General features: G+C 72.2%; 13 protein-coding genes and 1 pseudogene. 6 read left to right on the top strand and 8 right to left on the bottom strand.

The window, feature by feature from the left end; genetic code table 11:
• Window positions 1-23: 23 nt before the first annotated feature.
• The gene (locus AC6F7H_RS30405) at window positions 24-863 is read left to right on the top strand and encodes a DeoR/GlpR family DNA-binding transcription regulator (RefSeq protein WP_500760734.1); all 840 of its coding nucleotides are present in this window, start codon (window positions 24-26) and stop codon (window positions 861-863) included.
• Window positions 864-891: 28 nt separating this feature from the next.
• Here the strand turns inward: AC6F7H_RS30405 and cds1 are convergent, their stop codons facing one another.
• Window positions 892-2,016 carry an L-cysteine desulfhydrase Cds1 gene (cds1, locus tag AC6F7H_RS30400; RefSeq protein WP_500760730.1) on the bottom strand — a complete coding sequence of 375 codons (1,125 nt, stop codon included), beginning with the start codon at window positions 2,014-2,016 and terminating at the stop codon, window positions 892-894.
• A gap of 356 nt (window positions 2,017-2,372) precedes the next feature.
• Between cds1 and AC6F7H_RS30395 the strand changes: the two genes are divergently transcribed.
• A complete protein-coding gene (locus tag AC6F7H_RS30395) occupies window positions 2,373-2,696 on the top strand; it encodes a hypothetical protein (protein ID WP_500760727.1) in 324 nt (107 codons plus the stop codon).
• Between the two features lie 195 nt (window positions 2,697-2,891).
• Entirely contained in the window at window positions 2,892-3,437 is a 546-nt protein-coding gene (locus AC6F7H_RS30390) for an ATP-binding protein (RefSeq protein WP_500760725.1), read from the top strand.
• Window positions 3,438-3,457: 20 nt separating this feature from the next.
• Here AC6F7H_RS30390 and AC6F7H_RS30385 read toward each other — a convergent pair.
• From AC6F7H_RS30385 to AC6F7H_RS30370, 4 genes and pseudogenes are all read right to left on the bottom strand, one after another.
• Window positions 3,458-3,754: pseudogene (locus AC6F7H_RS30385) on the bottom strand (SHOCT domain-containing protein).
• A 163-nt stretch (window positions 3,755-3,917) separates the two neighbouring features.
• Window positions 3,918-4,340: a PPOX class F420-dependent oxidoreductase gene (locus AC6F7H_RS30380; RefSeq protein WP_500760722.1), complete on the bottom strand. Its 423-nt coding sequence runs from the start codon at window positions 4,338-4,340 to the stop codon at window positions 3,918-3,920.
• Between the two features lie 55 nt (window positions 4,341-4,395).
• On the bottom strand, window positions 4,396-5,292 hold the full coding sequence (locus AC6F7H_RS30375) for an NAD(P)-dependent oxidoreductase (protein WP_500760720.1): 897 nt from the start codon (window positions 5,290-5,292) through the stop codon (window positions 4,396-4,398).
• 214 nt (window positions 5,293-5,506) lie between these two features.
• Window positions 5,507-6,745, bottom strand: a complete 1,239-nt coding sequence (locus AC6F7H_RS30370) for an ROK family protein (RefSeq protein WP_500760717.1) — start codon at window positions 6,743-6,745, stop codon at window positions 5,507-5,509.
• 298 nt (window positions 6,746-7,043) lie between these two features.
• Between AC6F7H_RS30370 and AC6F7H_RS30365 the strand changes: the two genes are divergently transcribed.
• Window positions 7,044-8,177, top strand: a complete 1,134-nt coding sequence (locus AC6F7H_RS30365; protein ID WP_500760715.1) for a methyltransferase — start codon at window positions 7,044-7,046, stop codon at window positions 8,175-8,177.
• Between the two features lie 26 nt (window positions 8,178-8,203).
• On the opposite strand, the gene AC6F7H_RS30360 is transcribed toward AC6F7H_RS30365, so the two are convergent.
• Window positions 8,204-9,058 carry a class II fructose-bisphosphate aldolase gene (locus AC6F7H_RS30360; RefSeq protein WP_500760712.1) on the bottom strand — a complete coding sequence of 285 codons (855 nt, stop codon included), beginning with the start codon at window positions 9,056-9,058 and terminating at the stop codon, window positions 8,204-8,206.
• A 41-nt stretch (window positions 9,059-9,099) separates the two neighbouring features.
• On the bottom strand, window positions 9,100-9,981 hold the full coding sequence (locus AC6F7H_RS30355) for an SIS domain-containing protein (RefSeq protein ID WP_500760709.1): 882 nt from the start codon (window positions 9,979-9,981) through the stop codon (window positions 9,100-9,102).
• Between the two features lie 169 nt (window positions 9,982-10,150).
• Between AC6F7H_RS30355 and AC6F7H_RS30350 the strand changes: the two genes are divergently transcribed.
• On the top strand, window positions 10,151-10,930 hold the full coding sequence (locus AC6F7H_RS30350) for a DeoR/GlpR family DNA-binding transcription regulator (protein WP_500760707.1): 780 nt from the start codon (window positions 10,151-10,153) through the stop codon (window positions 10,928-10,930).
• A gap of 81 nt (window positions 10,931-11,011) precedes the next feature.
• The gene (locus tag AC6F7H_RS30345) at window positions 11,012-12,853 is read left to right on the top strand and encodes a glycoside hydrolase family 15 protein (protein WP_500760704.1); all 1,842 of its coding nucleotides are present in this window, start codon (window positions 11,012-11,014) and stop codon (window positions 12,851-12,853) included.
• Window positions 12,854-12,856: 3 nt separating this feature from the next.
• Here the strand turns inward: AC6F7H_RS30345 and AC6F7H_RS30340 are convergent, their stop codons facing one another.
• Window positions 12,857-13,039 (bottom strand): hypothetical protein, encoded by a 183-nt coding sequence (locus AC6F7H_RS30340; RefSeq protein ID WP_500760701.1) that lies wholly within the window; start codon window positions 13,037-13,039, stop codon window positions 12,857-12,859.
• Window positions 13,040-13,109 lie beyond the last annotated feature (70 nt).

Raw genomic sequence — 13,109 nt, 5'->3', positions numbered from 1 at the left:
GCGGCGAAAGGACCGGAGCGTACGTGAGCGAGAATCAGAACCTCCTCGCGGAGCAGCGGCGCGCCCTGATCCTCGACGAGGTCCGGCGCCGCGGCGGAGTCCGGGTCAACGAACTGACCCGCAAGCTCGGCGTGTCGGACATGACGGTCCGCCGCGACCTCGACGCGCTGGCCCGGCAGGGCGTCCTGGAGAAGGTGCACGGCGGCGCGGTCCCGCTGGTCGAGGCCAGCACGCACGAACCCGGTTTCGAGGCCAAGTCGGGTCTGGAGCTGAGCGCGAAGGACGACATCGCGCGGGCGGCGGCCGAACTGGTCGCCCCGGGGGCGGCGATCGCCCTCTCGGGCGGCACGACGACGTACGCGCTGGCCGGCCGGCTGCTCGAGGTACCCGACCTCACGGTGGTCACCAACTCGGTGCGGGTGGCGGACGTCTTCCACGCGGCGCAGCGCACCTCGGGCCCCCGGCAGGGCGCGGCCACCGTCGTGCTGACCGGCGGTGTGCGCACGCCGTCGGACTCGCTGGTGGGGCCGGTGGCCGACCAGGCGATCGCGATGCTCCACTTCGATCTGCTGTTCCTGGGGGTGCACGGCATATCGGTCGAGGCCGGGCTGTCGACGCCGAACCTCGCGGAGGCCGAGACCAACCGGCGTCTGGTGCAGTCGGCGCGGCAGGTGGTCGTGGTCGCCGACCACACCAAGTGGGGCACGGTGGGCCTGAGTTCGTTCGCGTCTCTGGACCAGGTGGACACGCTGGTGACGGACTCCGGGCTGCCGGCCGAGGCCCGCCTCGAGGTCTCCGAGCATCTGCGGCACCTGGTCGTGGCGGGGGAACCCGACGACCCTGCGGATCCCGCGGACGGCTGACCCCGCCGTTCGGACCGCCCGAAAGCCGTCAGTGCGGCCAGGCCCCGGTGCGCAGCAGCGTCTCGATCGACGCCGTGTGCGGGGCGATCTCCAGACCCTGGTCGGCCAGCCACGCGTCCGAGTAGTACTTGTCGAGGTAGCGGTCCCCCGGGTCGCAGAGCAGCGTCACCACGCTCCCCTGCCGCCCTTCGGCCACCATCTCCGCGACGATCCTCAGCGCGCTCCACAGCCCGGTGCCGGTGGAGCCGCCCGCCTTGCGGCCGATGACCCGCTCCAGGGCCCGTAGGGCGGCGACGGCGGCCGCGTCGGGCACCTTCATCATCCGGTCGATGGCACCTGGCACGAAGCTCGGTTCCATCCGGGGCCGGCCGATGCCCTCGATGCGGGAACCGCTGTCGCAGGTGACGTCCGGATCGCCGGTGGTCCAGCCCTCGAAGAAGCAGGAGTTCTCCGGATCGGCGACACAGACACGGGTGTCGTACTGCATGTAGTGGACATAGCGTGCGAGGGTCGCCGAGGTTCCGCCGGTGCCGGCCGTGGCGACGATCCACTCGGGTACCGGGAACGGCTCCGACTCCAGTTGGCGGAAGATGGATTCGGCGATGTTGTTGTTTCCCCGCCAGTCCGTGGCCCGCTCGGCGTAGGTGAACTGGTCCATGTAGTGGCCGCCGGTCTCCGCCGCGAGGACGGACGACGCCTCGTACATCGTGCGGGGGTCGTCCACGAAGTGGCACCGGCCGCCGTGGAACTCGATGAGGCGGCACTTCTCGGCGCTCGTCGTGCGCGGCATGACGGCGATGAAGGGCACACCGATCAGCTTCGCGAAGTAGGCCTCCGACACGGCGGTCGAACCGCTGGACGCCTCGATCACCGGGCGGCCCGGACGGATCCAGCCATTGCACAACCCGTAAAGGAAGAGGGAGCGGGCAAGCCGGTGCTTCAGGCTGCCGGTCGGATGCGTCGACTCGTCCTTGAGGTAAAGGTGGACGTTCCACCGCTCGGGCAGCGGGAAGCGCAGCAGATGGGTGTCGGCCGACCGGTTGGCGTCGGCCTGCACCCTGCGCACGGCCTCTTTCAGCCAGTCGCGGTAGCCGGGGTCGCTGTGGTCGACATCGAGGGTGACGCCGCTCGGGGGCTGTTGGGGGGTACTCACGACAGGGCTCCTTACGCTGAGCGCCGACGGCGTCCCGCGCGGCCGACACCCTGATCATATGCACCCCAGAATCGCCCCTCACCTGCATAAACATCTCTTTGAGCGACCCAAAGGCAACCCTGGTACCACGTCTTGTCCCCCTGCCGGGGGCGCCCGGGGCGCGGCTGTGGGGGCGCATTCGCGCGAGTGCTTCGGGCACCGCGGGGAACGGAGGTGCGTGCACTGGTGCTCGGCGGCGGGGGCGGGCAGACTGCACCGGCGGAGCAGGGTCCCGGACGGGGGCACACTGGATCTGGACATGAGCCGGCCCGCGGAGCACGGTCCGGTACACCGACGCGCACAAGGGGGCGGGTGGCATGGCCGAACCGGAGTTCACGGCCAGGGGCGTGCGGATCGGCAGGCGGCTGCGGTCGCTCACCCGGGCCGGGCAGGTCCGGATCAGCGACGGCAGGCTCGAGTTGCTCACCAGCCACGGAACCGAGATCGACAGCGCGCCGGTGCGGGCCGTACGCGCCTCCCGGCCCTGGTTCGCACCCGAGGACCGTGCCCTGGCCGACCTCAACGGCCATCGGTACCTGCTGACGCTGGGCGACCACGACCCGGCGCCGGGCGAGCCGGGGCCGCCCGCGGCACGCCGCTTCATCGAAGCCGTGCGCCGGGCATCGGGCCGCGACGCATGAGATGTCCGTGAGTTGCGTCACTTCAGGCCCTGCGTCACGCTGTTGTCACGTCACTCTGGGTTTACCGGCGATAACGCTGCGAACCAGCCCGCCGGCCACGACAGCAGGCGGCCATGTCGCGCGGGCACCCTGCTGGATCCGTACTCCGTGTTCTTCCGGACGTCCGTCCGGGCCTGACACCGGGGAGTCGCAGCTGTGATCACTCACCCAAGCAGACACTGCACGGTGGAGCTCCAGGCTCTGCCTTCGAGGATCGGCCAGGTACGCAGAATCGTATCTGCGCAATTGCGCTACTGGCATATGGAAATTTTGATAGACCGGGCCTCGCTCGGTGTGACGGAGCTGTTGTCCAACGTCCACCGGCACGCCCAGCCCGACAAGACCTGCACGGTCGAGCTGGAAGTACTGCTCGCCCGGCTCAAGGTCTCGGTGCGCGACCACGACCCGCGGCTGCCGGTCGTGTCGGACGCCGGTCCGCTCGCCACCTGCGGGCGGGGGCTGGCCATGGTGGCCGCGATGAGTGAGAGCTGGGGCGCGCTGCCGGACGGCGAGTCGGGCAAGGTCGTGTGGTTCACGCTGCCGACGCCGTCCGCGGCTCCCGTCGCGGACTGGGAGCGGTGTCCGAGGATCAACGCCGTCGAGCACGCCGCACACCGGTTCGCAAAGGTCGCACTCGTCGAGCACGCCGTCGAGGGCCACCGGCACGAACCGGAACCCGCCCGGTCCGCCGTTGCCGGCTGACCGGGCGGTGACTCCGGTGGTCATGCCGCACCGCCCTTGCCGCGCCGGCCGAACTCCTCGTCCAGGACGGACAACCGCAGCCAGTACTCGCTCTCGTCGATCTCGGTCGATCTCGCCGGAGGCGAAGCGGTGGCCGAGCACCTTGACGGGCGAGTCGTCCGCCACGGTGGGCCGGCCGGAGGCGGGCCACGGCGTCTCCGCCATGCCGTGCGGCGCAGCAGTGCGACGCCGCCGCCGATGACCAGAGCCCGGATCAGGGGGAAGAACAGGACCCACGGGCCGGGCCCGCCGTCACCGAAGTGCGCCAGGGACTGCATGAGCGTTCAACTCCTCGGATGCGCTGTCGCGTCGTGGTGACGCGACGCTTCCGAGAGTCGTCCCCCAGGGGGTACCGGGTCGTCGTACGGCCGGCGGCACCGCGCGTACCCCACGGGAAGCACCCGGGACGACGGCACCTGCTCCCCTCCTCCCCCGTCGGGTTCAGGTGGACGACTGGTCGCTGTCCTTCAGCGCGCCCCAGCCGTGCCAGCGGTCGACCTCGATCCAGGCGCTGACCCGGGCCCGGGCCCGGTTCGGGTACGGGTTGCCGGTGTAGTGCCGGGAGAGGCGGTCGATGTCGGCCAGGCCCTCGTCGTCCTTCAGCTCGACGACGCGGCCGATGAGGGTGACATGGGTGTACCAGTTGTCCTCGTCCAGCACGGTGAGGGTGACGCGCGGGTCGCGTCGCAGGTGCTTCAGACGGACCCTGCCCTCGTCCAGGCTGATCAGCGCGCGGCCGTCCTCCCACACGTACCAGGTGGGCGTGGAGACGGGTGTGCCGTCGGAGCGGAGGGTGGCCATGACGCAGGGGTTGGGGCGGCGCAGCAGGTCGTCGGCCTCGGAAGGCAGCGGGGGCTTGGACACTACGGACTCCTCGGTGGGTCGTCGAACGGTTCCCCGGACGCTTCGTACCGGGTGCTCAGGTGGTGGACTCGTCGTGACGGGCGAAACTGGCGTAATAGGCGGCGGCCATGTCCTCATCACCGTGGCCCTGGGCCGCGGCGCGTTCCAGGCGTTCGGCGCCGGCCGCGGCCACGTCCAGGCGTACACCGTGCTGCTCGCCGGCCCGGACGATCAGACGGGCGTCCTTGGCGGCGGTGGTCACGGCGAACTGGGCCGGGGTCAGCGGTCCGTCCAGGATCAGCCCCGCCTTGGCGCGCAGGTAGCCCATGTCGAGCGGGCCGCCCGCGATGAGGTCGAAGAAGCCGCCGGGGTCGACGTCCAGCGCCTCGGCCAGGGCTAGGGTCTCCCCCACGGCGGAGGTGACCGCGAGGACCCAGCTGTTGGCCACGAGTTTGAGCCGGGTCGCGCTGCCGACCGCCCCGTCCTCGCCGGTCCACACGGTGCGGGCGCCGACGGCGTCGAACACCGGGGTCACCGTGGTCCTGCCCCCGGCCGGTCCGGCGGCGATCACGGTCAGCTGTCCGGCCTCGGCCGGCTGCCGGGTGCCCAGCACCGGGGCGTCGTAGAAGATCAGGCCGTGCTCGCGCGCGAAGTCGGCCAGCTCGGCGACACCCTCGAGACCGGCGGTGGTGGACTGCGCCCAGACGGTGTCGCGCCGCAGGGCGGGGGCGGCCAGCCGCATCGTCTCCAGCGTGGCGGGACCGTCGTAGAGCATGGTCAGGACGACGTCGGCGGACTCGACCGCCTCGGCGGGGGTGCCGGCTACGTGTGCGCCGTCGGCGGCGAGCGGGGCGGACTTGGCGCGGGTGCGGTTCCAGACACGGACGGCGTGGCCGGCCCGGGCGAGGTTGCGGGCCATCGCGGCACCCATGATGCCGGTGCCCAGGACGGTCACGGTGAGCTGGTCGGTCATGGCCTCGGCTTTCTGCGGTTCGGGGCGGTCGCCCCGTGTGCGGTGGGCAGTGCCTCGTGCTCCGGTCCCGGATCCGGGGCGAGTGTCCCGGACCCGGTCGGCGCGCGCACTGTCCGTCAGTGCTTCGCCGATCACGTTTCGTGGGTCATTGTGCGGTCCCCGGCCGTGGTTCCGCCTGTCGACTCGGGCATCCGCCTGCCCACCGGCCGGACCGTTATGCCAGGGCCCCCAGCGGATCGTCGAGGACCGGCTGCCAGGCCAGTTCGGCGGCGCCGACCAGGCTGTTGTGATCCAGGGTGCAGGCCAGGATCGGAACGCCGCCGCTGCGGCCCCACAGGCTGCGGTCGGCGACGACGGCGCGCAGCCGGTCCGGGGCGGCGTCCAGGAGGGTGCCGTGCAGGCCGCCGAGGATGATCCGGTCCGGATTGAGGATGTTCACCAGGCCGGCGAGACCCAGCCCCAGGCGGTCGACGAGGGTGGCGACGGCGGCACGGACGGCCGGGTCGTCGTAGTGCTCGTGGATCAGTGTGTCGGCCTGTTTGAGAAGGGACATCTCGGGGCCGGGTGCGCGTCCGGCCGCGGTGAGGAAGGCGAGCGGGTCGGCCTCCACGTCCAGGCAGCCCCGGCTGCCGCAGTAGCAGGGGCGGCCCCCGGGGTTGACGGCGAGGTGGCCGACCTCCAGGGCGAGGCCGGAACTGCCGGTGTGCAGACGGCCGTCGAGCACCAGCGCGCCGCCGACGCCCCGGTGGCCGGTGGCCACGCACAGCAGGTCGCGCGAGCCGCGCCCCGCGCCGTGCCGGTGCTCGGCGAGGGCGACGAGGTTGACGTCGTTCGCCGCGAAGGCGGGGCCGTCGAGACCGGCGGCGCGCACCTGCTCGGCGAAGATCTCCCGCACCGGGGCGCCCGTGGGCCAGGCCAGGCGCAGCGGGCTGAACACCAGCCCCTCCGGTTCGGCCACCGCGGACGGCACGGAGAGCCCCGCTCCGACACACCGGCGTCCGGTCTCGCGGAGCAGTTCGGCGCCGGCCGCGACGACGGAGCCGAGCACCTTCGCCGGGTCGGCGTCGATGACCTCGCTGCCGGGCGCGGTGGCGACGATCCGGCCGCCGAGGCCGACGAGGGCGGCCCGGAACCCGTCGGAGTGCACCTGCGCGGCCAGTGCCACCGGTCCGTCCTCGGCGATCGAGAGCCGGTGCGAGGGCCTGCCCTGCGAACCGGCGGCCGCGCCGGGCCGGGCGTCCACCCTGATCAGGCCGAGCGCCTCCAGTTCGGCGGCGACGGCGCCGGCGGTCGCCCGCGTCACACCCAGTTCCGCGGTGAGCACCGCACGGGTCGGGGCACGCCCGGTGTGCACGAGCTCCAACGCGGGCCCCAGCGCTCCGCGTCCCCGGTCCAGCCGCGTCCTCGAGGTGGTCCCTTCCCCCGCCGGCCGGGGGTCCGCCTTCCCGCTCATGAGGGTGAGTCTCCCATGATCCGAAACACCGGCGGGCTGTCGGCCGTCGGCCCGGAGCGGGATGCTCAGCCGCCCGGCCGGTCCCCACTCCGGTGGTGCCGTACCCGTGTGCACGCACGGGCCCCCGTGGTGGGCGAGCCGTGACGGCCCGCCGAAACGGAGGACACGGGCGCCACCGAGGCCGGGCTGTTCCCCCGGGCCCGGGGGAACAGCCCGGCGCCCGAGGTCTCCTCCCGTCCGACACCGCTCGAGCTGGAACTCCGGGCTCCGCTAGCCTGGTCGCACGATGAACGACCGTATGACGACTCCGTGGGGCGCGCCGGTACTGACCCGCTTCCCCGAGGACCCCCGCGACAGGCTGCGCGCCTGGGACGCCTCCGACGAGTACCTCCTCGGGCATCTCGACCGGGAGCCGATCCCACTGGACGGCACGGTCGTGGTCGTCGGAGACCGCTGGGGGGCACTGGTCACGGCGCTCGCCGCGCACCGGCCGACGCAGATCACCGACTCCTGGCTGGGGCAGGAGGCGACCCGCGCGAACCTGGCACGCTCCGGTGTCGAGCCGGGCACGGTCCGACTGCTCACCACGCAGGATCCGCCGCCGGCCCGGATCGATGTGCTGCTGGTGCGGGTGCCGAAGAGTCTGGCGCTGCTGGAGGACCAGTTGCTGCGGCTGGCGCCCGCGGTGCACGAGGGCACGGTCGTCATCGGAACCGGCATGGTGAAGGAGATCCACACCTCGACGCTGAACCTCTTCGAGCGGATCATCGGCCCCACCCGGACCTCCCTCGCCGAGAAGAAGGCCCGGCTCATCTTCTGCGCCCCGGACCCTGCCCTGGCCCGGACCGCCAGTCCCTGGCCGTACAGCTACGCGCTGCCCGACGGCGTCGGCGCGGTCTCGGGCCGGACCGTCGTCAACCACGCGGGGGTCTTCTGCGCCGACCGGCTCGACATCGGCACCCGGTTCCTCCTGAAGCATCTGCCGACCGGGCGGACGGGCCTGCGGGTGGTGGACCTCGGGTGCGGCAACGGTGTCGTCGGTACGGCGGTGGCGCTGGCCGACCCGCGGGCCGAGGTGCTGTTCGTCGACGAGTCGTTCCAGGCGGTGGCGTCCGCGGAGGCCACGTACCGGGCCAACGGCGTACCGGGGCATGCCGAGTTCCGGGTCGGCGACGGCCTGGCGGGCGTGCCGGACGGCAGCGTCGACCTGGTGCTCAACAACCCGCCGTTCCACTCCCACCAGGCGACCAGCGAGGCGACGGCCTGGCGCATGTTCACCGGCGCGAGGCGCACCCTGCGCCCCGGCGGTGAGCTGTGGGTGGTCGGCAACCGCCATCTGGGGTACCACGTGAAGTTGCGGCGGCTGTTCGGGAACAGTGAAGTGGTGGCGAGCGACCCGAAGTTCGTCGTTCTGAAGTCCGTGAAACGTTAGCGCCGCAGCGCCCTTGACGGCCCGCGTCAGTGGGGGGTGAGCGTCACGATGATGTCCGCCACCGCGCGGGCCATCGCTTCCCGGCCCACGGTCAGGTAGCCGCGGGAGTCGACCGCTTCGGGGTGGGTGGCGAGGAAGTTCCTGATGGCGCCGGTCATGGCGACGTTCAGGGCGGTGCCGATGTTCACCTTGGCGATGCCCGATCCGACGGCCGCGGTGAGTTCGGTGTCCGGCAGGCCCGAGGACCCGTGCAGGACGAGGGGGACGTCCAGAGTCGCGGAGAGGCGTTCGAGGAGGGCGTGGTCGAGGGTGGCGGTGCGGGTGGTCATGGCGTGGGTGGTGCCGACGGCGACGGCCAGGGCGTCCACGCCGGAGTCGGCGACGAAGGCGCGGGCCTGGTCGGGGTCGGTGCGGGCGCCGGGCGCGTGGGCGTCCAGCGGCGGCGTTTCGCCCTTGCCGCCGATCTCCCCCAGTTCCGCCTCGATCCACAGGCCCCGGGCGTGCGCCCAGTCGACGGCCGCCCGGGTCGCGGCGAGGTTCTCGGCGTAGGGCAGCCGGGCCGCGTCGTACATCACTGAGCCGAAGCCGGTGTCCGCGGCCTGGCGCAGCAGGGCGTCGCTCTGGACGTGGTCGAGGTGCAACGCGACGGGAACGGCGGCGCGTTCGGCGGCGGCGACGGCGGCGCGGGCGAGCGGCAGCAGACGACCGTAGCGGAACTTGACCGCGTTCTCGCTGACCTGGAGGACCACGGGTGCGTTCACCGACTCGGCCCCGGCTATGACGGCTTCGACGTGTTCCAGCGTGATGACGTTGAACGAGGCGACGGCGGAGCCTGCCGCGGCGGCGCGGTCGACGAGTTCGCCGGTGGTGGTGAGGGGCACGTTCGCTCCTTTCCGGTCTTTTCCGGTCCTTTCCGGCGGGTTCAGGGCTCGAGAACGACTGAGCGGGTGAGGTGGCGGGGGCGATCGGGGTCGAGTCCGCGGGCCTCGGCGACGGCGACGGCGAGGCGCTGGGCGCGGACGAGTTCGGCCAGCGGGTCGAGGGTGCCCTGGATCCACGATCCGCCGGTGTCCCGTACCTGCGCGGCCAGACCGTCCGGTGCGTCGCCCAGCATCCAGGTAGCCGTACCGCGCGTGGTGACGCTGATGGGGCCGTGCCGGTATTCCATGGCCGGGTAGGCCTCCGTCCACGCCAGGGCGGCCTCCCGCATCTTCAGACCCGCCTCGTGGGCGAGGCCCACGGTCCAGCCGCGACCGAGGAAGGTGAACTGGGTGCAGTGCACGAGCCCTTCGGGCAGCGGCCGCGCGAGGGCGGTTCGCGCGTCCTCGACGACCGTTTCGGTGTGCAGGCCGAGGTGGGCGCGGAGCAGGGTGAGGGCCGTGGTCGCGAACCGCGTCTGGACGACGGAGCGTTCGTCCGCGTAGTCGAGTACGACGGTCTCGTCCGCCGATGTCGTCACGGCGGTGTCCGGGTCGGCGGTGAGCGCGGTGGTGCGGGTGCTGCCCTTCAACCGGTCGAGCAGGTCCAGGACTTCGGTGGTGGTGCCGGAGCGGGTGAGGGCGACGACGTGGTCGTAGGCACGTCCGTGCGGGAACTCCGAGGCTGCGAAGGCGTCCGTCTCGCCCTGGCCCGCTCCCTCGCGCAGGGCCGCCACCGCCTGCGCCATGAAGTACGAGGTGCCGCAGCCGACGACCGCGACCCGCTCCCCCGGTGCCGGGAGGGCCCGGGTGTGCTCGGCCGCCTGCATCGCGGCCCGCGTCCAGCACTCGGGCTGACTCGTCAGTTCGTCCTCGACATGCGTCATGTCCGCCCTCATCATCCTCGATGATTGTTGTTGCAAGATAGAGCGGAGTTTCAAGCACAATCAAGCATCCGAGCAGAGATCGTCGGGTGCGTCGGCGTCTGCCCGGCGGACAGGCGCTAAGGTCGCCGGAGGCCGAAAGACGGCAGGTGGCCGCAGGACGGGAGGGCGGATGTCGCGGGACGCCCGCTGGCAGGCGCTGCTGGAACTGCTCGTCGAGCGGGGCCGGCTGGACGTGGACGAGGCCGCCGCCGAACTGGAGGTGTCGGCCGCGACGATCCGCCGGGACTTCGACACCCTCGCCGGGCAGCAGATGCTGGTGCGCACCCGGGGCGGGGCGGTGGCGCACGGGGTGTCGTACGAGCTGCCGCTGCGCTACAAGACCGCTCGCCGCGCCTCCGAGAAGCAGCGGATCGCCGAGGCGGTGGCGGGGTTCCTCGCACCGGGCGAGGCGGTCGGGCTGACCGGCGGCACCACCACCACGGAGGTGGCGCGTGCGCTGGCGGTACGCGGTGATCTCGCGTCCGGGTCGCCCGCGCTGACGGTGGTGACCAACGCGCTCAACATCGCCAATGAACTCGCCGTGCGCCCACAGTTCAAGATCGTGGTGACGGGCGGTGTGGCGCGGGCCCAGTCGTACGAGCTGGTCGGGCCGCTCGCGGACGGGGTGCTGGGGCAGATCACGCTCGACGTGGCGGTGCTCGGCGTCGTCGCCTTCGACGTCGTACACGGTGCGGCGGCGCACGACGAGGCGGAGGCGGCGATCAACCGACTGCTGTGCGAGCGGGCCGAGCGGGTGATCGTGGCGGCCGATTCCAGCAAGCTGGACCGGCGGGCGTTCGCCCGGATCTGTTCGGCCGAGTCGGTGGACACCCTGGTCACGGACGCGGCGGCGGCCCCGGAGACGGTGCGCCGGTTCGAGGAGGCTGGGCTGCGCGTCGTCGTGGCGTGAACCGCGCACCGCGGGCCGGCCTGCCGGGTCTGCCTAAGCTGGCAGACAGAGCGGCACGTACCGCGGGCCAGGGAGGCTGCGATGGACGAAACGGCGAGGGAGCGGGGAACGTCCGGCAGGCAGCGGTACGCGCCGGTCGCCGATCACGGCCTGATCGGCGATCTGCGCAGCGCGGCGCTGGTGGCGACCGACGGCACCATCGACTGGTACTGCTGCCCGGACTTCGACGCGCCCAGTGTCTTCGCCGCGATCCTGGACGCCGAGCGCGGGGGCTCCTTCGAGCTGACGGCGGCCGTGCCGGCGCGCACCAAGCAGTTCTACTTCCCCGACACCAATGTCCTGATCACCAGGTTCTTCACCGAGGACGGCGTGGGTGAGGTGCAGGACTTCATGCCGGTCACCGGGGAGCCGGAGCCGGCCGAGGAGGGCCGGCACCGGCTGATCCGGCGGGTGCTGTGCGTGCGCGGCGCCCTCCCGTTCCGGATGCGGACGGCTCCGCGGTTCGAGTACGGCACCCGGCCGCACACCCTGCGACTGGCCGGCGAGCTCGCGGTGTTCGAGTCCGAGGCGCTGTCCCTCGCGCTCACCTCGACCGTCCCCCTGGAGGCCGACGGCCCGGACGTGCGGGCCGACTTCAAACTGGCGGAGGGCGAGACCGCGGTGTTCGCCCTGGACCAGGTCGGCGGCGAGGTGGCCCCCCGCCACTGCGCGCACCGGGAGGCGGAGGAGCAGTTCGGCACCACGGTGCGGTACTGGCGGCACTGGCTGTCCTCCTCCCGTTACCGCGGCCGGTGGCGGGAGATGGTGCACCGCTCCGCCCTCACCCTGAAGCTGCTCACCTACGCGCCGACCGGGGCGATCGTGGCGGCGCCCACGACGAGCCTGCCGGAGGAGCTCGGCGGGGAACGCAACTGGGACTACCGGTACGTGTGGATGCGGGACGCGGCCTTCTGCGTGTACGCGCTGCTGCGGCTGGGCTTCTCCGAGGAGGCCAAGGCGTTCATGGGGTTCGTGGCCCGGCACGTCAGTCCCGGCGCCGGGTGCCCCTCCGGCCCGCTGCAGATCATGTACGGCATCGACGGCCGTACCGACCTGTCCGAGCGTGAACTCGGCCATCTGGAGGGGTACCGGGGTTCGGCACCGGTGCGGGTCGGCAACGCGGCGGCCGACCAGTTGCAGCTCGACATCTACGGGGCGCTGATCGACTCCGTCTACCTGTACGACAAGTGGGCCGAGCCGATCTCCAGCGAGCAGTGGGACCGCGTGTGCGCGCTGGTGGACTGGGTGTGCGCGCACTGGGACCAGCCCGACGAGGGCATCTGGGAGACGCGCGGCGGGCGCAGGAAGTTCCTCTACTCGCGGCTGATGTGCTGGGTGGCGATCGAGCGGGCCGTCCGCATGGCCACCCGGCGCGGCCTGCCCGCCGATCTCCCCGGCTGGCGGGCGAGCCGTGACGCCATCTACCGGCGAATCATGGGCCACGGCTGGTCCGAGGCACGCCGGGCCTTCGTGCAGCACGAGGACGGAGACGTGCTGGACGCGGCGGTGCTGATGATGCCGCTGACGAAGTTCATCGCGCCGACCGACCCGAAGTGGCTGTCCACGCTCGACTCCCTCACCAGGGATCTGGTGTCGGACTCGCTGGTCTACCGGTACGACCCGGAAGCGAGCCCGGACGGCCTGCGCGGAGACGAGGGCACGTTCTCCATCTGCTCGTTCTGGTACGTCGAGGCGCTGACCCGGGCCGGGCGGCTCGACGAGGCGTCCCTCGCCTTCGAGAAGATGCTGACGTACGCCAACCACCTGGGCCTGTACGCCGAGGAGATCAGCCACACCGGGGAGCAGCAGGGCAACTTCCCGCAGGCGTTCACACATCTCTCGCTGATCAGCGCCGCGTTCAATCTGGACCGCGCCCTGGGCTGAGTCTCAGTGGCCGCGGCCCGTGCCCTCGCCGGGCGCGGGTGACGCGGGGGTGCGTGTCTCGTCGTGCGCCGGTGCGGGCGCGCTGTCCGCGACGACCGGGTCCAGCCCCTGGCCGACGCCGTAAGCCATGCCGGAGGTCGCAGCCAGGGCTGCGACGAATGCGGTGATCTTCAATCCGGCACGCATGGTCACCTCTTCTCTGAAACTCCTCGGAATCGCCTCGGAGCAGCACGTCCGGCCCGGGCCCGGCCCGGTG

The sequence above is a fragment of the Streptomyces sp. MMS24-W38 genome, assembly GCF_059889265.1.
This window is presented reverse-complemented; position numbering and strand designations above follow the sequence as displayed.

Excerpts from the sequence above, each read along its gene's own strand:
- AC6F7H_RS30395 (WP_500760727.1), top strand. The coding sequence starts at position 2,373 with ATGGCCGAACCGGAGTTCACGGCCAGGGGCGTGCGGATCGGCAGGCGG.
- AC6F7H_RS30375 (WP_500760720.1), bottom strand. The coding sequence starts at position 5,292 with ATGACCGACCAGCTCACCGTGACCGTCCTGGGCACCGGCATCATGGGT.
- AC6F7H_RS30370 (WP_500760717.1), bottom strand. The coding sequence starts at position 6,745 with ATGAGCGGGAAGGCGGACCCCCGGCCGGCGGGGGAAGGGACCACCTCG.
- AC6F7H_RS30365 (WP_500760715.1), top strand. The coding sequence starts at position 7,044 with ATGACGACTCCGTGGGGCGCGCCGGTACTGACCCGCTTCCCCGAGGAC.
- AC6F7H_RS30355 (WP_500760709.1), bottom strand. The coding sequence starts at position 9,981 with ATGACGCATGTCGAGGACGAACTGACGAGTCAGCCCGAGTGCTGGACG.
- AC6F7H_RS30350 (WP_500760707.1), top strand. The coding sequence starts at position 10,151 with ATGTCGCGGGACGCCCGCTGGCAGGCGCTGCTGGAACTGCTCGTCGAG.
- AC6F7H_RS30345 (WP_500760704.1), top strand. The coding sequence starts at position 11,012 with ATGGACGAAACGGCGAGGGAGCGGGGAACGTCCGGCAGGCAGCGGTAC.
- AC6F7H_RS30340 (WP_500760701.1), bottom strand. The coding sequence starts at position 13,039 with ATGCGTGCCGGATTGAAGATCACCGCATTCGTCGCAGCCCTGGCTGCG.